Here is an 18,022-nt window from a genome sequence, read left to right as displayed (position 1 = left end):
CCGCCCCGCACAGGGGCGACGCATGAAGCACGCTAACAATTCGCGGATGCCAGCGCCAAGCCATAACGCGGATACCAGCAAAAGCAAAATCAAAAGCAAAACGCGGATGCCAGCGCAAAGGCTAGAACACCAAACCAAACCAGACCAACCCCATCCCCTCACTCAAACCCGCTCAATCGCAATCGCAATACCCTGCCCCACCCCAATGCACATCGTGCACAGCGCAAAACGGCCCTGCGTGCGCTGCAACTGATACATCGCCGTCGTCACAAGCCGCGCGCCGCTCATCCCGAGCGGATGCCCAAGCGCAATTGCACCACCGTTCGGATTAACGCGAGCATCATCATCAGCAACACCCAGCGCGCGCAGCACAGCAAGACCTTGCGACGCGAACGCCTCGTTCAACTCGATCACGTCGAACTGTCCAATGTTCATGTTCAGCCGCGCAAGCAACTTCTGCGTCGCCGGCGCAGGACCGATGCCCATCACGCGCGGATCGACACCCGCCGTGGCAATCCCGAGCACGCGCGCACGCGGCGTCAGGCCAAAGCGCTTCGCGGTCTCCGCGTTGGCGAGCAGCAACGCCGCGGCGCCATCGTTGACGCCCGACGCGTTGCCCGCCGTCACCGTCCCGTCCGGACGCACGACGCCCTTCAGCTTCGCAAGCGCTTCAAGACTCGTCTCGCGCGGATGCTCGTCCTTCGACACAACAATTGCATCACCCTTCTTCTGCGGGATCGTCACGGAGACGATTTCCTGCGCGAGCGTGCCGTCCTGCTGCGCGCGCGCCGCCTTCTGCTGGCTGCGCATCGCGAACGCATCCTGGTCGGCGCGGCTGACGTTGTAGTCCGTTGCGACGTTTTCGCCCGTTTCCGGCATCGAATCGACACCGTACAGCTGCTTCATCAGCGGATTGACGAAGCGCCAGCCGATCGTCGTGTCGTAGATGTCGGCCTGACGCGAAAATGCGCTCGTCGCCTTGCCCATCACGAACGGCGCGCGGCTCATGCTTTCGACGCCGCCCGCGATCATCAACCCGGCCTCGCCCGATTTGATCGCGCGCGCCGCGATGCCGACGGCATCCATGCCCGAGCCGCACAACCGGTTCACCGTCGAGCCCGGCACGTCTTTCGGCAGGCCCGCCAGCAACAGCGACATGCGCGCGACGTTACGGTTGTCTTCACCGGCCTGGTTCGCACAGCCGTAAATCACGTCGGCGACGGCGCTCCAGTCGACGTCCTTGTTGCGCTCCATCAGCGCCTTGAGCGGCACAGCGCCCAGATCGTCGGCGCGCACCGACGACAGCGAACCCGCGTAGCGGCCAATCGGCGTGCGAATCGCGTCGCACAGGAAAGCTTCCGTCATGAGATGTCTCCAGTAATGGCGGGGCCGGCGTATCGTTGAAGGCGCCAGCATCGGCGCATTGGGTAGCGCCCGAAAAAACGTGCCGATAAAGCCAAATTTGTTCTATACTCGAACAAACGATCATCTATCGAACATTTCAGGTTCGATAATAGGCGGGGCGTGGAAAGACTGTCAAGCGCGCCGGAGGGTGAGTGGGTCGTCGAAAACGGCAATAAGGTACGGCGAAAACGGCAGGAATGCGCGCTTCGCCGGGTTTTCCTGAGGCCGGTTCGCGCGCGCCACACGCCCCCGTCCACGAAGTTGGCGAATCCTGGCGCTTGCGCTATCGTCACGCCTTTCCGTAGCGTAACGACCGCTTGTCCCGACGTCCGCACGTTTCGCACCGATTTCACATAGTCCCATGAGCAAACTACCCGCCGCGTCACAAGCCGTTCCCGTCAACGAGACGGACGCCCCGGACAAACCGGGCGACTCGTACGTGCAGTCGTTCGCGCGCGGCCTCGCGGTGATTCGCGCGTTCAACGCCGAGCGGCCGGAGCAGACGCTGACGGACGTCGCGTCCGCGACGGGTCTCACGCGCGCGGGCGCGCGCCGCATTCTGCTGACGCTGCAGACGCTCGGCTATGTCGAAGCGGAAGGCCGCCTGTTTCGCCTGACGCCGAAGATTCTCGACCTCGGTTTCGCCTATCTGACGTCGATGCCGTTCTGGAATCTCGCCGAGCCATTCATGGAAGAACTGTCGGCGGAAGTTCACGAAAGCTGTTCGGCGGCCGTGCTGGACCGTACGGAAATCGTCTACGTGCTGCGCGTGCCGACCCACAAGATCATGACGATCAATCTGTCGATCGGCAGCCGCTTGCCGGCGTATTGCACATCGATGGGCCGGGTGCTGCTGTCGGCGCTCGACCCGGCGGCGCTCGACGCGATCCTCGACGCGTCACCCATCGTCGCGCACACGCCGCGCACGATCACCGACAAGGACGAGTTGAAGAAGGTGATCGCGCAGGTGCGCAGCCAGGGCTGGTCCATCGTCGATCAGGAACTGGAGGGCGGGCTGATCTCGCTGTCCGCGCCGATCCGCAACCGGCGCGGGCAGATCATCGCCGCGATGAACATCAGCGGCAACGCGCAGCGCAATTCCGCCAAACAGATGGTGAAAGCGTTTCTCGAGCCGTTGCAGAAAGCCGCGCAGTCGGTGTCGAACATGGTCGCGTTGCGCGGCTGAGGCCGCTCGATGCCTGTGGGCGCACCGCGCCTGCGCTCAACGCACCCGATCAACGGCCCAGATAGCGCTCCACGAGACGCGCCCAATACGCCGCTCCGACGGGCAGATTGCGGTCGTTGAAATCGTAGTGCGGGTTGTGCACCATGCAGCCGTCTTCGCCGACGCCATTGCCCAAGCGCAGGAACGAACCCGGCCGCTGTTCGAGCATGAACGCGAAATCCTCGCTGCCCATCAGGATATCCGCGTTCGGCTCGACGTTCTCCGCGCCGACCAGTTCGCGCGCCACCTCGATCGCGAACTCCGTTTCCGCGTCCGTGTTCACGACGACGGGATAGCCCTCGACATACTCGACGTGCGCCTTGCCGCCATAACTCGCGGCCTGGCTCTCCGCCAGCTCCGTAATGCGCTGTTTCAATAGCGCGCGGACTTCCGGGCTGAACGAGCGCACGCTCAATTCGAGCTTCGCGCTCGACGGAATCACGTTGTTCGCCACGCCCGAGTGCATCGTGCCGACCGTCACCACGGCGGGCTGCGAAGGGTTCACGTTGCGCGCGACGATGGTCTGCAGCGCCATCACGATGCTCGACGCGATCACGATGGGATCGACGGTGAGATGCGGGCGCGCCGCGTGGCCGCCGACGCCTTCGATCGTGATCGTCGCCTTGTCGCCCGCCGCCATGAACGCGCCCTTGCGGAACAGAAACTTGCCCGGCTCCGCGCCCGGATGGTTATGCACGCCGAACACGGCATCGCACGGAAAGCGCTCGAACAGGCCGTCTTCGATCATCTTCTTCGCGCCGCTGTCGATGCCGCTTTCCTCAGCCGGCTGAAAATACAGATGCACGGTGCCGGAAAAACGGCGGGTGCTCGCGAGATGCTGCGCGGCGCCGAGCAGCATCGTCGTGTGGCCGTCGTGACCGCAAGCGTGCATCTTGCCGTGCGTGCCGCTCGCGTACGGCAGCCCCGTCTGCTCGGTGATGGGCAGCGCGTCCATATCCGCGCGCAGGCCGATGCTGCGCGTCCCGTCGCCCGCCTTCAAGGTGCCGACCACGCCCGTCTCGCCGACCCCGCGCGTCACCTGCCAGCCCCACGCTTCCAGCTTTTCCGCGACGAGCGCCGCCGTCGCGACCTCTTCGTACGCGAGTTCCGGATGGTGGTGAATGTGATGGCGAATCTCGCGCAGCGCGGCGGCGGCGGGTTCGAGGTCGGTGATTTCGGTGAGACGGGTGGCGTCGGTCATCAGGTGAACTCCGGGGTTTGCCCACTGCGTCTTGCGCGCAGCGTTAAAACCGCAAACTATAGCAACGCGCGGCTGTGCCCGTAAGACGACCACATCTTGAGCTTACTTGACGCTTTCACTCGAAGCGGGCTCGGCGGCATGCTTCCCGTCATGCGTGTGCGCGAAGCCCTTCAGCACGTTGACGAACGCGAGGCCTGCTTCTTCCAGCGAGCCGGAGTTGTCGATATGCGTCAGATGCGCGCCGTCGGGCAGCGCGAACGGCGCCTGACGCGCGAGGCGTGCCGAAACCTGCTCTTGCGTTTCGCGCCCGCGCGCCGACAGACGTGCCGCAAGAATATGCGGCGCCGCGTGGATATGCACGACTTCGAGATACCGATAGCGCTTCAAGGCGCGCGACAGATACGCGCGCGAGCCATTGACGACGACCGTGCAACCGCGCGCGAGCCAGGCATCGATCTCGATGCCGATGCCATAGTGCAATTCGTGACTCGACCATTCGAGCGCAAAGAGCCCCTGCGCCGAGCGTGCCTCGAACTCTGCGCGGGTCAGCGCGATGTGATTTTCGTTATGCCCTGTCTCGCGCGTGATGTAGCGATGCGCGAACACGACGGACGTGCCCGCGACATGCTCGCGCGCGAAATGCAGCAACGAGTCCTTGCCCGCGCCCGATGGGCCGACCACATAGATCAAGCGGCCTTTCATGCGTTCCCCCGTCCTCCGTTCGCCGTGAACGCGAGCCGTTGCCACAACATAAACGGCTCGCCCGGCGCAGGCTCGACGAAGATCGATGCGCCGTCGATCGTCAACGGTCCGAGACGCTGCGCCTCACGATGCCACCATTCGACGATCGTGGCGCGATCAGCGGCGTTGTCGAGCGAATTGGACACCGTCATGTGAAAGCGAAACTCGTCGAGCACATACGGATATCCCCATTCGACGAGCAATTCGCGTTGACGTTCCGTGAGCGGCGCTGCCATGCGTTTTGCAATATCCGCTCTGGATGGCGCGACGCGCAGTGGCGTGAAGGTGCGCAAGGCATCGGCGGCGAGCGCGCGCATCTGTTGGTCGCCGGATGGCGTGGCAGGACGCAAGGCCACGAAGTCGCCCAGCGTCGCCGCTTCGACGGCCAATGCAAACGGCACCTGCGTTTGCGCCCAGTTTTCCGATACTTCGAGCAGATCGGCGACGCTCACATGCTCGGCGAGATGAAACGGCGCGACCAGTGTGCCGTGCCAGCCGTAGCGGCGCGGCGAGGCCGTCAGTTGCGCGAGCGGTTGCGACAGCGCGGGCGCGTCATGCGGAACGAGTGATGTACCGCTTTCGGCATCGCGTGCGAGCCATGTCGAGCCGGCGTCCCACCAGCCCGACGCACGCGCCGGCGCGTAATAGATTGCGAAGCGCGCCTGTGCGCTCCACGCATGCTGGATGGCCGCACTCATACGTCGTGCTCCACCATCAGTTGCACGCGGTCGGCGGCGAAGTGCGTGAAGCCGTATTTGATCGGCGTGCCTTCCGTATCGACATCGACGTTCTCGACCCACAACACCGGCTGCTGCCGGTTGATGCCCAGACGCCGTGCAACTTCCGGCTCGGGCAGCACGCTGCCGATACGGCTCCACTTGCGCAGATAGTCGGTCACGCCGTACTCGGCCATCGCCTTCGTCATGCCGCCCACGCGTTCGAGCACATCGGGCAGATCGGCGAAGCGCGCGGCCGGATAGAAGTTGCGCGCATACGTGAGCGGCACGCTGTCCGCTTCATGCAGCGACTCGATGCGATAGACGAATGCGCCCGCGCGAAGTCCCAGCGCCTTTGCGACAGTCGGATCGGCCTTCACGCGCGCCGCCGACAGCATCGTGCCCGCCGCCGAATGATGTTGCTGACGCAGGTTTTCGGTGAAGCGCGTGCGACGGCCGATCGTGTAATCGATCGCGCCCGGCTGCACGAACGTGCCGCGCCCCTGCTCGACGCTGACGAGTCCTTGAGCCGCAAGACCCAGCATCGCGCGGCGGATCGTATGGCGGTTCACGTCGAAGCGTTTCGCCAGCTCGCCCTCGCTCGGCAAACGTCCATTTTCGCCGAAGCCGCTTGCGGCGATCTCCTTCGCGAGTATCTGCTCGATCTGCCGCCACACGGCGACGCCCGCTCCCCGCTCTAGCATCGTGCCCGGCGCTGCGCCGTCGTTCGATGTCATGGTGCTGTCATTCCCTTCGGTTCAAATAAGCGTTCTGTGCATTGTAGTCCGCAAGCCGTGGCGGAAATATGAAACCGCGCCCTTCTGTCACGAGCCAGCGACAGTTTAACTCTAAACGTCTAGACGTTTAGATGAATAGATGCTCAAATGTCTGGACTCGCCGTAGACCATTCCTCTCCAGGACACCGCCAGGAAACCCGATGAGCGCCGCCGCCTCCCCTCCTTCAGCCGACTCCCCCGCTTCCACCAATCCTGCCCGCCGCGCGTGGATGGCCGTCATGGCCCGCTCCGCGCGCGCCGATCTCGAAGCCGCGCTGACCCGCGCGATGGAAGGCCTGCCGCTACCCGCATTCGACTGGCTGCGTCCGCCCGAGATCGGGCTGGCGATGGTGCGCGGGCGCATCGGCGGCACGGGCGACGCGTTCAACCTCGGCGAAGCGACCGTGACGCGCGCGACGCTGCGTTTGCGCGACGGACGGGATGAAGGCACCACCGTCGGCGTCGCATGTCATTTGGGCCGCGACCGCCGCCGCGCCGAACTCGCTGCTATCGCAGACGCACTGCTGCAAACGCCGCAGCACCACGCACGCTTGCAAGCGCAACTGATTGCGCCGCTCGCCTCGCAACTCGCCGCGCAACACGCGCAACGCCAACAGGACGCTGCATCGACGCGCGTCGAATTCTTTACGATGGTCCGAGGCGACTAATGAACACTTCCGCTCAATCCCCGCAGATCGCGCTGTCGACGCTGACGCCGGGCTTCGCCGATCCCGTGCACGACACGCAATCCGTGTTCCGCGCGCTGCTCGACGCGCTGTCGCGTCCGGGCAAGCCCGGCACGATCGACAATGTACTGCCGGCATCGCGCAGCGACGCGCGCAACACGCTGCCGCACGCGCGCGCCGATCTCGCCGCCTTCGCCGCGCTGCTCGCGCTATGCGACTACTCGACGCCCGTGTGGCTCGCGCAACCCGACGCCGTGCTCGGTTCAGCCTTGCGCTTTCACACGGGCGCGCCGCTCGTCGACGAACCGCAAGATGCCGCGTTCGCGTATGTGCACGACGCGAGCACGCTGCCGCCGCTGTCGTGCTTCGCGCTCGGCGAACCCGAGACACCGGAGCAATCGGTGACGCTGATCGTGCGCGTCGATTCATTGACGCAAGGCTCGCCCGTCGTCTTGCGCGGCCCCGGCATCGAACACACGCATACCATCTCACCCGCCGGCCTGCCCGAGCGCTTCTGGCGCGAGCGTGCGGAACTCGCGCCGCTCTTTCCGTGTGGCATCGACTGTTATCTCGTCTGCGGCGACACGCTGATCGGCCTGCCGCGCACGACTCACGTGGAGCTGAACTAATGTACGTTGCCGTCAAAGGTGGAGAGCGCGCGATCGAAGCATCGTGGCGCCTGCTCGACAAGGCGCGCCGTGGCGACACGCAGTTCGCCGAATTGAGCGTCACGCAGATTCGCACGCAGTTGCGGCTGGCCGTCGCGCGCGTGATGACGGAAGGTTCCGTCTACGACGAAGAGCTTGCGGCGCTGGCAATCAAGCAGGCTGCGGGTGATCTCGTCGAAGCGATCTTCCTGCTGCGCGCGTATCGCACGACGCTGCCGCGTTTCGGCTATACGCAGCCCGTCGATACGGAAGACATGCGGGTCGAGCGGCGCATCTCCGCGACCTTCAAGGACGTGCCCGGCGGCCAGATGCTCGGCGCGACGTACGACTACACGCAACGCCTGCTCGATTTCACATTGCTGGCCGAAGGCAATGACGACAGCGCACTATCGGCGAAACGCACGGAATCCGCCGCGCAGGAAGCCATGCCGCGCGTCGTGTCGCTGCTCGACAAGGAAGGCTTGATCGAACAGGAACGCGTCACGCAAGACGCGCCGGAACCCCGCGACTTGACGCGCGAGCCGATAGCGTTCCCCGCGAATCGCGCCACGCGTTTGCAAAACCTCGCGCGCGGCGACGAAGGCTTTTTGCTCGCGATGGGCTATGCAACACAACGCGGTTACGCGCACTCGCATCCGTTCGCAGGCGAAATCCGCTTCGGCACGGTCGCAGTCGAAATGGAACTCGATGAACTCGGCGAAGCCGTCGTGATCGGCGAGATCGACGTGACGGAATGCCAGATGATCAACCAGTTCGCGGGCAGCACCGAAGTGCCGCCGACCTTCACGCAGGGCTACGGTCTGGCATTCGGTCATTCGGAACGCAAGGCGATGGCGATGGCGCTGGTCGATCGCGCGCTGCGTGCCGAAGAACTCGGTGAAACGATCGGCTCGCCGACGCAGGACGTCGAATTCATGCTGTCCCATAGCGATAACGTCGAAGCGTCGGGCTTCGTGCAGCATCTCAAGCTGCCGCATTACGTCGACTTTCAGTCCGAACTCGAACTCGTGCGGCGGTTGCGCGCAAAGCACGCGTCACGCGAAGACAACGAGGAGCAAGCCGCATGAACGCGCCCGACACGACGATGCAAACGGCCGCGCACGACAGCGCCGCCGAAGGCTACAACTTCGCGTATCTCGACGAACAGACCAAGCGCATGATCCGCCGCGCGCTGTTGAAGGCCGTGGCCGTGCCGGGCTATCAGGTGCCGTTCGCGTCGCGCGAAATGCCGTTGCCGTATGGCTGGGGCACGGGCGGCATTCAGGTGACGGCGTCGATCATCGGGCGTGACGACACGCTGAAGGTGATCGACCAGGGCTCCGACGAAACCACCAACGCCGTGAACATTCGCCGTTTCTTCGCGCGCACCGCGGGTGTGAACACCACTCGCAAGACCAGCGAAGCGACCATCGTGCAGACGCGTCACCGCATTCCCGAAACGCCGCTCACGGACAAGCAGATTCTCGTCTATCAGGTGCCGATGCCCGAGCCGCTCTATCGGCTGGAGCCGCGCGCGGCGGAATGCAAGAAGCTGCATGCGCTTGCGGATTACGGGCTCATCAGCGTGAAGCTGTACGAAGACATCGTGCATCACGGCAGCATCGCGACCACGTACGACTACCCGGTAATCGTCAATGGACGCTACCTTGCGTCGCCGTCGCCGATCCCGAAGTACGACAACCCGAAGATGCACATGAACGCCGCGCTGCAACTGTTCGGCGCGGGACGCGAACAGCGCATCCACGCAATTCCGCCGTACACGCCCGTCAAAAGCCTCGATTTCGACGACCATCCATTCGAAGTGCAGCGCTGGGAGCATGCATGCGCGCTGTGTGGATCGAAGGAAAGCTTTCTCGACGAAATGATCGTCGACGATGCGGGCAAGCGCATGTTCGTCTGCTCGGACAGCGATTACTGCCACGACCGGCGCGAACAGCAAGGCACTGAAAGCAACACAGGAGAAAGCGCATGACGCCGCTTCTGAGCGCCCGCGCGCTCACCAAACAGTACGGCGGCCGCAACGGTTGCCGCAACGTCAGCTTCGATCTGTATCCGGGCGAAGTGCTGTGCATCGTCGGCGAATCGGGTTCGGGTAAAACGACGCTGCTGAACACGCTCGCGCTGCGCAGTGCCGCCGATTCCGGCACCCTGCACTATGCAAGCGCGCACGGCGAAACGCTCGATCTGCTCGCGCTGTCCGAGCCGCGCAAGCGTCTTTTGATGCGCACCGAGTGGGGCTTCGTGCAGCAGAATCCGCGCGACGGATTGCGCAACGCCGTGTCGGCGGGGGCGAATATCGGCGAGCCGTTGATGGCCGTCGGCGTGCGCCACTACGGCAAGATCCGCGACACGGCCACGCAATGGATGGCGCGTGTCGAACTCGATACCGCGCGTATCGACGAACTGCCTTCGGCGTTTTCGGGTGGCATGCAGCAGCGTCTGCAGATCGCGCGCAATCTCGTCACCGGGCCGCGCCTCGTGTTCATGGACGAGCCCACGGCGGGTCTCGACGTATCCGTCCAGGCGCGTCTGCTCGATCTGCTGCGCACGCTGACGTCGACGCTGCATCTGTCCGTGCTGATCGTCACGCACGATATCGGCGTGGCGCGTCTGCTCGCGCATCGGCTGATGGTGATGCAAGGCGGCGAAGTGGTCGAAGCGGGTCTCACGGATCAGGTGCTCGACGATCCGCAGCATCCGTACACGCAGACGCTGGTTTCCTCCGTTCTTCCCGTTTGAGGTCTCACGCGATGCCAACCTCCATCGAAACATCGTTCATCGACAACGACGCGCTGATGCTGCGCGCCGTCGGTATCGGCAAGACCTTCACGCTGCACGGTCAGGGCGGCGTGCAGATCGACGCGCTCGCGGGCGTGTCGCTCGACGTCCAACGCGGCGAGTGCGTCGTGCTGGTCGGGCCGTCGGGCGCGGGCAAGAGCACGTTCTTGCGCTGCCTGTACGGCAACTATCTGGCGAGCACGGGCACGATCGCGATTCGCGACGACGCACAGCAAGCCCGACATCTGTCGATCACGGGCGCGGAACCGCGCGACGTACTGCATTTGCGGCGCGGCGTAGTCGGCTACGTGAGCCAGTTTCTGCGCGTGATTCCGCGCGTGAGCACACTCGATCTCGTCGCCGAGCCTTTGCTGTCGCGCGGCGTCGATGCAGATGAAGCCCATGCACGCGCCGCCGCGCTGCTCGCACGGCTCAACGTGCCCGAGCGTTTGTGGCCGCTCGCGCCCGCCACCTTTTCGGGCGGCGAGCAGCAGCGCGTGAACATCGCACGCGGTTTGATCGCGGGGCATCCCGTGTTGCTGCTGGACGAGCCGACCGCGTCGCTCGATGCCGAGAACCGCGACATCGTCGCTGATCTGATCGTCGAGGCGCGCGAGCGCGGCGCGGCGATCGTCGGCATCTTTCACGACGAAGATACGCGCGCGAAAGTCGCCACACGCAGGCTGGAATTGACGCCACCGCTGCGTCGCACAACGGCATTACACTGATATCGATCCGATACGGAGCATCGACATGCTGATCAAGAACGCCCGCGTCGTCACGCGGGACGAAGTTTTCACTGGCGTCGTGCGCGTCGAGGACGGCGTGATTCGCGACGTCGCGCGCGGCACGACGTCGGCGGCCGGCGCGCAGGACTGGGAAGGCGACTATCTGCTGCCGGGCCTCATCGAGTTGCACACGGACAATCTGGAAAAACATCTGTTGCCGCGGCCGGGTGTCGAATGGAATACGGACGCCGCGTTCGTGATCCATGACGCACAGGTCGCCGCCGCGGGCATCACGACCGTGTTCGACGCGCTCGCGATCGGCTCGCGCTCGAACGTCGGCTTGCGCCGCGCCGACACGCAAACGCGCTGCGCCGAAGCGCTGCAGCGCTTCTCCGAGCGCAAGCTGCTGCGCGCCGAGCACTTCCTGCATCTGCGCTGCGAAATCGCGACGGCCGATGTGGTCGAACTGTTCGATACATTGAAAGACCATCCGCTGCTGCGTCTCGCGTCGGTGATGGATCACACGCCGGGCCAGCGCCAGTGGCACGACCGCGAGCAATGGCGCCGCTTCCAGGAGCGCCACGGCAAGATGACGGACGAACACATGGCTGCGACGCTCGTCGAACTGGAGGACGAGCAGCAGCGTTTCGCGGATGCGCACCGCCGCGAGATCGTCGAACGCTGCAAGGCGCTGGGCGTGCCCGTCGCGAGCCACGACGACACGCTGGTCGAACACGTGCAGCAAGCCGCTGACGAGGGCATCGTGCTCGCCGAATTTCCGACCACGCGCGTCGCCGCCGAAGCCGCGCACCGCCACGGCATCGCGACCATCATGGGCGCGCCGAACATCGTGCGGGGCGGCTCGCATTCGGGCAACGTGTCGGCGCTGGAACTGGCCAGGGCGGATCTGCTCGATATTCTGTCGTCCGATTACGTGCCGTCCAGCCTGCTGACGGCTGCGTTCGAACTCGTCGAGAAAGCCGGCTGGAGCTTGCCTCGCGCGATGGCGACCGTGTCGGCGGAACCGGCCCGCACGGCGGGCCTGCATGATCGCGGCGCAATCGAAACAGGACTGCGCGCGGACTTCGTGCGCGTCACGATGCTCGACGCATTGCCGGTACCGCGCGCGACCTATCGGGGCGGCGAGCGTATCGTTTGATCGCGAACCGTGTCCGCCGCCCGGCCAGGCGCTTGAAAGAAAGGCGTTTGCCGCACTGCCGCATTCATGCCGAACGCCTGTATCGCGGCGCTTTTGCCTTCGTTTTGCTTTCAGTGCGCTCTTCCTGCCCCATATCACAAAAGCGTCCGTTAGAGGCAATACTCCTGTGCCATCCGGTGTTTCACTAGCACCGCAAATATTTTGATTTGTTAAGCTTGGCGCGCGTTGCTGGCTGGGCCAGCCAGCAACCGATATAGACAAGCCCGGCACAACGGCCGGGCAACGTCGCGCAGCGGCACAACCGCATGCGGGACACTTTGAACCACTCCCGGGAGTACATCAGTGAAGAAACTGCTTGCGGCTTTGACGGTTGCCCTGCTCGCCACCGTATCGATCGGCGCACACGCCAAAGACTGGACCACCATCCGCTTCGGCGTCGACGCCAGCTATCCGCCGTTCGAATCGAAGGGTTCCGACGGCAAGCTGGTCGGTTTCGATATCGACCTCGGCAACGAAATCTGCGCGCGCCTGAAGGCGAAGTGCGTGTGGGTCGAAAACGACTTCGACGGCATGATCCCGGCACTGAAGGCGAAGAAGTTCGACGGCGTGCTGTCGTCGATGTCGATGACGCCGCAACGCGCCGAACAGATCGCTTTCTCGTCGAAGCTGTTCAATACGCCGACGCGCCTCGTCGCCAAGAAGGGCTCGAACATCCTGCCGACGGCGGAATCGCTGTCGGGCAAGACGGTCGGCGTCGAACAGGGCACGATCCAGGAAACGTACGCGAAGACCTACTGGGAGCCGAAGGGCGCGAAGGTCGTGCCGTACCAGAACCAGGACCAGGTCTATGCCGACCTGATCTCGGGCCGTCTGGACGCCGCGCTGCAAGACGCTGTGCAGGCTGAAATCGGCTTCCTGAAGACGCCGCGTGGCGCTGGCTTCCAGTTCGTCGGCAAGGACCTCGAAGACAAGAAGATCCTCGGCGAAGGCGCTGGCATCGGCATGCGCAAGGAAGACACCGATCTGAAGGCGAAGGTCGACAAGGCGATCGCCGACATCATCAAGGACGGCACCTACAAGAAGATCGAGAAGAAGTACTTCGACTTCGACGTGTACGGCGGCTGATCCTCACTGCCACGCGTTCGCGCGGTTCGCCCGCGCGGCGCGCCGGCATGCAGACGGGCTCCACTCGGAGCCCGTTTTGCTTTTGACGCCGATGCAGGGTGGTCCTTGCGCATGCGCGGCGGCGCAACGTCGCCCGCGCTGCGCAAATGGGCTAAGATCGAACGATTCACGGCGCAGCCGTTGTGCGCGCCACCGTTTTCAGCAGTCAACCGAAGTCTCATCTCTGCAACTATAGGGCGCCCGCGCGTTGCAGGCGGCGCCACACCAATCATGCAAACCCTCAATCATCCGCTGATTTCCCCGACCCTCGGCACCGCTCGCAGCCTGACGAGCTTCCACTACGGTCCGAGCGGTGGACAGAAGGTCTATATCCAGTCATCTCTGCACGCTGACGAACTGCCCGGCATGCTGGTGTCGTGGGCGCTGCGCCGCAAGCTCGAAGCGCTCGAAGCGGCAGGCAAGCTGCGCGGCGAAGTCGTGATCGTGCCCGTCGCGAACCCTATTGGCCTGAACCAGCATGTGCTCGGCCTGCTCGCCGGCCGCTTCGAAACGAACACGGCGCAGAACTTCAACCGCAATTTCTATAACCTGTTCGACCTGATCGAACCGGTGATCGAAGCGCGTCTGACGACGGACGCCGACCAGAACCGGACAATCGTCCGTCAGGCTATGGGCGAAGCGCTCGACGCGCAAAAGCCGCGTACCGAAGTCGAATCGCAGCGCCTCGCGCTGCAACGGCTCTCGTACGACGCGGACGTCGTGCTCGATCTGCACTGCGACTGGGAAGCGGCGCTGCATCTGTACACGAACCCGGACCTGTGGCCCGACGTCGAGCCGCTTGCGCGCTATCTGGATTCGAAGGCTTCGCTGCTCGCGGTGGATTCCGTCGGCAATCCGTTCGACGAGATTCACAGCTTCTGCTGGTCGGAACTGCGCACGCGCGTCGGCGACCGCTTCCCGATTCCGAATGGCTCGATCTCGGTGACGGTCGAACTGCGCAGTCAGCGCGACGTGTCGTATGAGTTCGCCGAGCACGATGCGCAAGGGATCATCGAATATCTGACGCATCGCGGCGTGATTGCAGGCGAAGCCGCGCCGATGCCGCCGCTCGAATTCGCCGCGACGCCGCTCGCCGGCACTGAGCCGATCGTGACGCCCGTGAGCGGTGTCGTCGTGTATCGCCAGGAAGTGGGCAAGTGGATCGACGCGGGCGAGCCCATCGCCGACATCGTCGATCCGCTGACCGATCAGGTCATTACGTTGAAGTCGACGGTGGCAGGCGTGATGTATGCGCGCCATCTGTCGCGCTTCGCGCAGGCGGGGATGGAGATCGTGCGGATTGCGGGCGCGAAGGCATTCCGCACCGGGCAGTTGCTGTCGGCCTGACGACCATGGCGGCGCGCACGCCGCCTCACGATTGAATGAGAACGCCCGCTTCATGCGGGCGTTCTTTTTGGCTCCATCCAAATGCATATCGGCGCTTGTTTCGTGGCGACACTAAACAAACCGGCTTGTCACCCGTCTGACGGCGTCGCCGTTATCAGGCATATGCACAGATTTGCGCACGACCCTTTCGTACGCAAAGCAAATCTTGTCGCATTTGTACTACATATTTAGCAAAAACATTTGCTGTCATATTCCTTTCCCTTCTCCTCGTTACATTTGCGCCCGTCGCGCGACCTCCCGCAGAGTCTGGCTCGCGATCGCCATTTTTCAATCTGGAGAAAGTTTTGAACAAGAAAGTACTGACCACCGCTCTACTCGCCTCGGCATTCGCAGGTACCGCACACGCACAAAGCAGCGTCACACTGTACGGCATCATCGATGCAGGTATCAGCTACGCAAACCACTCGAAGACCGCATCCGGCGGCAGCGGCAAGCTGTTCAAGTATGACGACGGCGTGGCGCAAGGCAGCCGTTGGGGCCTGCGCGGCACGGAAGACCTGGGCGGCGGCCTGAAGGCACTGTTCGTGCTCGAAAGCGGCTTCAACAGCGGCAACGGCACGTCGGGCCAGGGTGGCGCGCTGTTCGGCCGTCAGGCATTCGTGGGTCTGTCGAAGGACGGCATCGGCTCGCTGACGTTCGGCCGTCAATACGCGTTCACCACCGATTATCTGGGCAGCAACTATTCGACGGGTGGCCTGACGGTTGCGGGCAACTACGCTTACCACATCAACGACGTGGACCAGCTCACGTCGAGCCGTATCAACAACGCGGTCAAGTTCAGCAGCGCGAACTACGCGGGCCTGACGTTCGGTGCGATGTACGGCTTCTCGAACCAGGCGGGCGCCTTCGGCGGCGCACCGGCCACGGGCACGGCAGCGGCTCCCGTCGCAGGCTCGTCGCGCGCTTACAGCTTTGGCGTGAACTACGCGAATGGCCCGATCGGGTTGGGTGCAGCCTACACGGATATCCGCTTCCCGGGCCAGGCATCGCCGGCATTCTCGACGTCGATTGCCAACGTCACGACGGGCACCGTGCGCGACCTGCGCACGTTCGGCCTTGGCGGCCGCTACATCATCGGACCGGCGACGCTCTACGCGCTGTGGACGAACACGCACTTCGAGCCGATCACGGGCGCGTCGACCACGTACAACAACTTCGAAGGCGGCGCGAAGTACGCATTCACGCCGGCGCTGACGACTGGCCTCGGCTACACGTACTCGCGCCTGACGGGCGCGACGACGGGCCACTTCAACCAGGTGGACGCAAGCGTCGACTACGCGCTGTCGAAGCGCACCGATGTCTACGGCCTGGTGATTTACCAGGACGCGTCGGGCAAGACGGCTTCGGGTGCGCCGATCCAGGCTCAGATCGGTTCGTCGACGTCGTACTTCAACACGTCGGGTTCGGGCTCGCAAAACCAGCTGGCGTTCCGCGTCGGCATGCGTCACAAGTTCTAAGCGGTCTTGTAGGGCGCGGCGCTTTCGCGCGCTTCGCCTGCATGCTTGCAGATGGACTGGAAACGCCCCGCTTTTTGCGGGGCGTTTTTGTTGGTGCGGATGGGGGAGCGTGAAACTCAGGCCATCAATCGGGCGACACGAATACCCGCACGTCCCCGTTCGCCGTTGGCATCGTGAAGTCGTTCGTGCGGCCGGCACGCACGTCGAAGAGCAGGCGTTCCAGCCGCTCCAGTCGTGCCGCCTTTTCGTCGCCGCTCACGAGGGCATTGTCAGAATCCTTCAGCAGTGCAGCGCGCGCGCTGATGATGCGCGCGACTGCGCTCGATTTCGATGTGAAAACCTCTTCCATGTCGGGTACTTCCTTCCCGCTGCGGCCACATGGAAAGCTTCATTTCGCATGCCGCTCCAGCAAAGTTCATCAAAGGCGTCGCCCGCATTGCCGGACGCGCGATGATTCTATGAGCTGGCGCAAATTCTTGCCGTGACGTTGACATATCTGCGCGACGCCCACGCCCCCGCAAAAATCATCCATTAAAAATTATGATAAACATAAAAAACATTAACTATCATAAATGCACCGGCGATCCTACTCTTCAGTTCACCCCACGGCATCGCGCGAAAGCAGCGATGCGAAACATCGGGACGAGTCACAGGAGTCGATCATGAACACCGCCGCCCAATCGCTGCACTCTCAGGTCGAAAAGTGGCTCGCCCCCGGACCACAGGGGCAGATTCGCGTCGTGCGGTTCGGGCATCGCCGCAGGGACGGAACGAGATACGCGCACGTCGAGGCGTCAACGACGTGCGGTGCGCGGGCAATCTTCTTCTTTCGTCATCACGACGGCGGCTGGTGCGTCTTTCCGCCTCACGCCGGCGGCCCGTCGATGGCGGCGCATCCCGGCGTGTACTGTTAGTCCCGTCGCAGCAGAGGCGGCTTTTTTCAGTTCGCCGAAACGAACTCCGCGAACTTTTGCACGTCGACATTGCCGCCGCTGATCAACACGCCGATCCGCTTGCCCTTGAGCTTGTCCTTCATCTGGCGCGCGGCGGCGAAGCCCAGACAACCCGTCGGTTCCACGACGATCTTCATGCGGGCCGCAAAGAAACGCATGCAATCGACGAGTTCCGCGTCGCTCGCCGTGAGCACATCGGTGACGTCGCGCTGGATGATCGGGAACGTGTAGTCGCCGAGATGCTGGGTTTGGGCACCGTCGGCGATCGTCTTAGGCGTGTCGATGTGAACAATCTTTCCTGAGCGGAACGACTGCTGCCCGTCGTTGCCCGCTTCCGGCTCGACCGCGTAAAGCGCGCAATCGGGCGACAGCGCGCGCGTCGACAACGCCGAGCCCGACAGCAACCCGCCGCCGCCGAGCGGCACGAAGAACGCATCGAGCGGGCCGACTTCGTCGAACAGTTCTTTCGCCGCCGTGCCCTGCCCCGCCATCACATCCGGATGATCGTAGGGCGGAATCAGCGTCAGGCCATGTTTCTGCGCGAGTTCGCGGCCAATCTGCTCGCGGTCCTCCTTGTAGCGGTCGTAAATGACGACGTTGCCGCCGTAGCCTTTGGTCGCCTCGACCTTCATCTGCGGTGCGTCGTGCGGCATCACGATCGTCGCGGGCATGCCGAGCAGGCGCGCGGACAGCGCGACCGCCTGCGCATGATTGCCCGACGAAAACGCAACCACGCCCCGACGGCGCTGCTGCTCATCGAACTTCGACAGCGCGTTGAACGCACCGCGAAACTTGAACGCGCCCATGCGCTGGAGGTTTTCGCATTTGAAGAATACTTCGGCGCCGAACGCTTCATTGACGGTTCGCGAAGTCAGGACGGGCGTGCGGTGCGCAACGCCTTCGAGCCGCTTCGAGGCGGCGACGACGTCGTCATAAGTGGGCAGAGTGAGCATGGTCAT

General features: G+C 63.8%; 19 protein-coding genes. 12 read left to right on the top strand and 7 right to left on the bottom strand.

Features of this window, described 5'->3' with window-relative positions; all coding sequences use genetic code 11:
- Nucleotides 1–162: 162 nt before the first annotated feature.
- On the bottom strand, nt 163–1,365 hold the full coding sequence (gene pcaF / locus KFO72_RS15030; protein ID WP_054933726.1) for a 3-oxoadipyl-CoA thiolase: 1,203 nt from the start codon (nt 1,363–1,365) through the stop codon (nt 163–165).
- A 400-nt stretch (nt 1,366–1,765) separates the two neighbouring features.
- Between pcaF and KFO72_RS15025 the strand changes: the two genes are divergently transcribed.
- Nucleotides 1,766–2,590, top strand: a complete 825-nt coding sequence (locus tag KFO72_RS15025; RefSeq protein ID WP_060605474.1) for an IclR family transcriptional regulator — start codon at nt 1,766–1,768, stop codon at nt 2,588–2,590.
- A gap of 49 nt (nt 2,591–2,639) precedes the next feature.
- On the opposite strand, the gene KFO72_RS15020 is transcribed toward KFO72_RS15025, so the two are convergent.
- From KFO72_RS15020 to phnF, 4 genes are all read right to left on the bottom strand, one after another.
- Nucleotides 2,640–3,830, bottom strand: coding sequence for a M20 aminoacylase family protein (locus tag KFO72_RS15020; protein ID WP_225032464.1), 1,191 nt, complete (start codon nt 3,828–3,830; stop codon nt 2,640–2,642).
- Nucleotides 3,831–3,932: 102 nt separating this feature from the next.
- Nucleotides 3,933–4,532, bottom strand: coding sequence for a phosphonate metabolism protein/1,5-bisphosphokinase (PRPP-forming) PhnN (phnN, locus tag KFO72_RS15015; protein ID WP_060605471.1), 600 nt, complete (start codon nt 4,530–4,532; stop codon nt 3,933–3,935).
- On the bottom strand, nt 4,529–5,269 hold the full coding sequence (locus KFO72_RS15010; protein WP_225032463.1) for a DUF1045 domain-containing protein: 741 nt from the start codon (nt 5,267–5,269) through the stop codon (nt 4,529–4,531). The genes phnN and KFO72_RS15010 overlap by 4 nt, the downstream gene beginning before the upstream one ends.
- Entirely contained in the window at nt 5,266–6,024 is a 759-nt protein-coding gene (gene phnF / locus KFO72_RS15005; RefSeq protein ID WP_225032462.1) for a phosphonate metabolism transcriptional regulator PhnF, read from the bottom strand. The genes KFO72_RS15010 and phnF overlap by 4 nt, the downstream gene beginning before the upstream one ends.
- A 200-nt stretch (nt 6,025–6,224) precedes the next feature.
- Between phnF and phnG the strand changes: the two genes are divergently transcribed.
- The 10 genes from phnG (at nt 6,225) to KFO72_RS14955 (ending at nt 16,110) form a co-directional block, all read left to right on the top strand.
- Nucleotides 6,225–6,731 carry a phosphonate C-P lyase system protein PhnG gene (phnG, locus tag KFO72_RS15000; RefSeq protein WP_225032461.1) on the top strand — a complete coding sequence of 169 codons (507 nt, stop codon included), beginning with the start codon at nt 6,225–6,227 and terminating at the stop codon, nt 6,729–6,731.
- The gene (gene phnH / locus KFO72_RS14995) at nt 6,731–7,378 is read left to right on the top strand and encodes a phosphonate C-P lyase system protein PhnH (RefSeq protein WP_054933719.1); all 648 of its coding nucleotides are present in this window, start codon (nt 6,731–6,733) and stop codon (nt 7,376–7,378) included. The genes phnG and phnH overlap by 1 nt, the downstream gene beginning before the upstream one ends.
- Nucleotides 7,378–8,484 carry a carbon-phosphorus lyase complex subunit PhnI gene (locus KFO72_RS14990; RefSeq protein WP_225032460.1) on the top strand — a complete coding sequence of 369 codons (1,107 nt, stop codon included), beginning with the start codon at nt 7,378–7,380 and terminating at the stop codon, nt 8,482–8,484. Before phnH ends, KFO72_RS14990 begins: the two co-directional genes overlap by 1 nt.
- Nucleotides 8,481–9,389 carry an alpha-D-ribose 1-methylphosphonate 5-phosphate C-P-lyase PhnJ gene (locus tag KFO72_RS14985; protein ID WP_060605454.1) on the top strand — a complete coding sequence of 303 codons (909 nt, stop codon included), beginning with the start codon at nt 8,481–8,483 and terminating at the stop codon, nt 9,387–9,389. Before KFO72_RS14990 ends, KFO72_RS14985 begins: the two co-directional genes overlap by 4 nt.
- Nucleotides 9,386–10,156, top strand: a complete 771-nt coding sequence (gene phnK / locus KFO72_RS14980) for a phosphonate C-P lyase system protein PhnK (RefSeq protein WP_225032459.1) — start codon at nt 9,386–9,388, stop codon at nt 10,154–10,156. Before KFO72_RS14985 ends, phnK begins: the two co-directional genes overlap by 4 nt.
- A gap of 11 nt (nt 10,157–10,167) precedes the next feature.
- The gene (phnL, locus tag KFO72_RS14975) at nt 10,168–10,923 is read left to right on the top strand and encodes a phosphonate C-P lyase system protein PhnL (RefSeq protein ID WP_054933715.1); all 756 of its coding nucleotides are present in this window, start codon (nt 10,168–10,170) and stop codon (nt 10,921–10,923) included.
- A gap of 25 nt (nt 10,924–10,948) precedes the next feature.
- Nucleotides 10,949–12,082, top strand: a complete 1,134-nt coding sequence (locus KFO72_RS14970) for an alpha-D-ribose 1-methylphosphonate 5-triphosphate diphosphatase (RefSeq protein ID WP_225032458.1) — start codon at nt 10,949–10,951, stop codon at nt 12,080–12,082.
- Between the two features lie 342 nt (nt 12,083–12,424).
- Nucleotides 12,425–13,207, top strand: coding sequence for an ABC transporter substrate-binding protein (locus tag KFO72_RS14965; RefSeq protein WP_054933713.1), 783 nt, complete (start codon nt 12,425–12,427; stop codon nt 13,205–13,207).
- 270 nt (nt 13,208–13,477) lie between these two features.
- The gene (locus KFO72_RS14960; RefSeq protein ID WP_060607145.1) at nt 13,478–14,593 is read left to right on the top strand and encodes a succinylglutamate desuccinylase/aspartoacylase family protein; all 1,116 of its coding nucleotides are present in this window, start codon (nt 13,478–13,480) and stop codon (nt 14,591–14,593) included.
- A gap of 344 nt (nt 14,594–14,937) precedes the next feature.
- On the top strand, nt 14,938–16,110 hold the full coding sequence (locus tag KFO72_RS14955) for a porin (protein ID WP_054933712.1): 1,173 nt from the start codon (nt 14,938–14,940) through the stop codon (nt 16,108–16,110).
- A gap of 124 nt (nt 16,111–16,234) precedes the next feature.
- Here KFO72_RS14955 and KFO72_RS14950 read toward each other — a convergent pair whose 3' ends face one another.
- On the bottom strand, nt 16,235–16,459 hold the full coding sequence (locus KFO72_RS14950) for a hypothetical protein (RefSeq protein WP_054933711.1): 225 nt from the start codon (nt 16,457–16,459) through the stop codon (nt 16,235–16,237).
- 313 nt (nt 16,460–16,772) lie between these two features.
- Here KFO72_RS14950 and KFO72_RS14945 point away from each other — a divergent pair, with 313 nt between their 5' ends.
- Nucleotides 16,773–17,024, top strand: a complete 252-nt coding sequence (locus KFO72_RS14945; protein WP_224100883.1) for a hypothetical protein — start codon at nt 16,773–16,775, stop codon at nt 17,022–17,024.
- 26 nt (nt 17,025–17,050) lie between these two features.
- On the opposite strand, the gene KFO72_RS14940 is transcribed toward KFO72_RS14945, so the two are convergent.
- Nucleotides 17,051–18,022 (bottom strand): threo-3-hydroxy-L-aspartate ammonia-lyase, encoded by a 972-nt coding sequence (locus KFO72_RS14940; protein ID WP_225032457.1) that lies wholly within the window; start codon nt 18,020–18,022, stop codon nt 17,051–17,053.

Source organism: Paraburkholderia sp. XV, assembly GCF_020177535.1.
Lineage (GTDB): Bacteria > Pseudomonadota > Gammaproteobacteria > Burkholderiales > Burkholderiaceae > Paraburkholderia > Paraburkholderia caribensis.
The sequence above is the reverse complement of the archived record's forward strand: the minus strand, read 5'-3'. Positions and strand labels throughout refer to the sequence as shown.

What these genes read in the sequence shown, in the direction of transcription:
- KFO72_RS14990 (WP_225032460.1), top strand. Translation starts at nt 7,378, where the DNA reads ATGTACGTTGCCGTCAAAGGTGGAGAGCGCGCGATCGAAGCATCGTGG.
- phnG (WP_225032461.1), top strand. Translation starts at nt 6,225, where the DNA reads ATGAGCGCCGCCGCCTCCCCTCCTTCAGCCGACTCCCCCGCTTCCACC.
- KFO72_RS15020 (WP_225032464.1), bottom strand. Translation starts at nt 3,830, where the DNA reads ATGACCGACGCCACCCGTCTCACCGAAATCACCGACCTCGAACCCGCC.
- KFO72_RS14940 (WP_225032457.1), bottom strand. Translation starts at nt 18,022, where the DNA reads ATGACCATGCTCACTCTGCCCACTTATGACGACGTCGTCGCCGCCTCG.
- KFO72_RS14945 (WP_224100883.1), top strand. Translation starts at nt 16,773, where the DNA reads ATGAACACCGCCGCCCAATCGCTGCACTCTCAGGTCGAAAAGTGGCTC.
- phnL (WP_054933715.1), top strand. Translation starts at nt 10,168, where the DNA reads ATGCCAACCTCCATCGAAACATCGTTCATCGACAACGACGCGCTGATG.
- KFO72_RS15010 (WP_225032463.1), bottom strand. Translation starts at nt 5,269, where the DNA reads ATGAGTGCGGCCATCCAGCATGCGTGGAGCGCACAGGCGCGCTTCGCA.
- KFO72_RS14950 (WP_054933711.1), bottom strand. Translation starts at nt 16,459, where the DNA reads ATGGAAGAGGTTTTCACATCGAAATCGAGCGCAGTCGCGCGCATCATC.
- KFO72_RS14985 (WP_060605454.1), top strand. Translation starts at nt 8,481, where the DNA reads ATGAACGCGCCCGACACGACGATGCAAACGGCCGCGCACGACAGCGCC.
- KFO72_RS14970 (WP_225032458.1), top strand. Translation starts at nt 10,949, where the DNA reads ATGCTGATCAAGAACGCCCGCGTCGTCACGCGGGACGAAGTTTTCACT.
- KFO72_RS15025 (WP_060605474.1), top strand. Translation starts at nt 1,766, where the DNA reads ATGAGCAAACTACCCGCCGCGTCACAAGCCGTTCCCGTCAACGAGACG.
- phnN (WP_060605471.1), bottom strand. Translation starts at nt 4,532, where the DNA reads ATGAAAGGCCGCTTGATCTATGTGGTCGGCCCATCGGGCGCGGGCAAG.
- phnF (WP_225032462.1), bottom strand. Translation starts at nt 6,024, where the DNA reads ATGACATCGAACGACGGCGCAGCGCCGGGCACGATGCTAGAGCGGGGA.
- phnH (WP_054933719.1), top strand. Translation starts at nt 6,731, where the DNA reads ATGAACACTTCCGCTCAATCCCCGCAGATCGCGCTGTCGACGCTGACG.
- phnK (WP_225032459.1), top strand. Translation starts at nt 9,386, where the DNA reads ATGACGCCGCTTCTGAGCGCCCGCGCGCTCACCAAACAGTACGGCGGC.
- pcaF (WP_054933726.1), bottom strand. Translation starts at nt 1,365, where the DNA reads ATGACGGAAGCTTTCCTGTGCGACGCGATTCGCACGCCGATTGGCCGC.
- KFO72_RS14960 (WP_060607145.1), top strand. Translation starts at nt 13,478, where the DNA reads ATGCAAACCCTCAATCATCCGCTGATTTCCCCGACCCTCGGCACCGCT.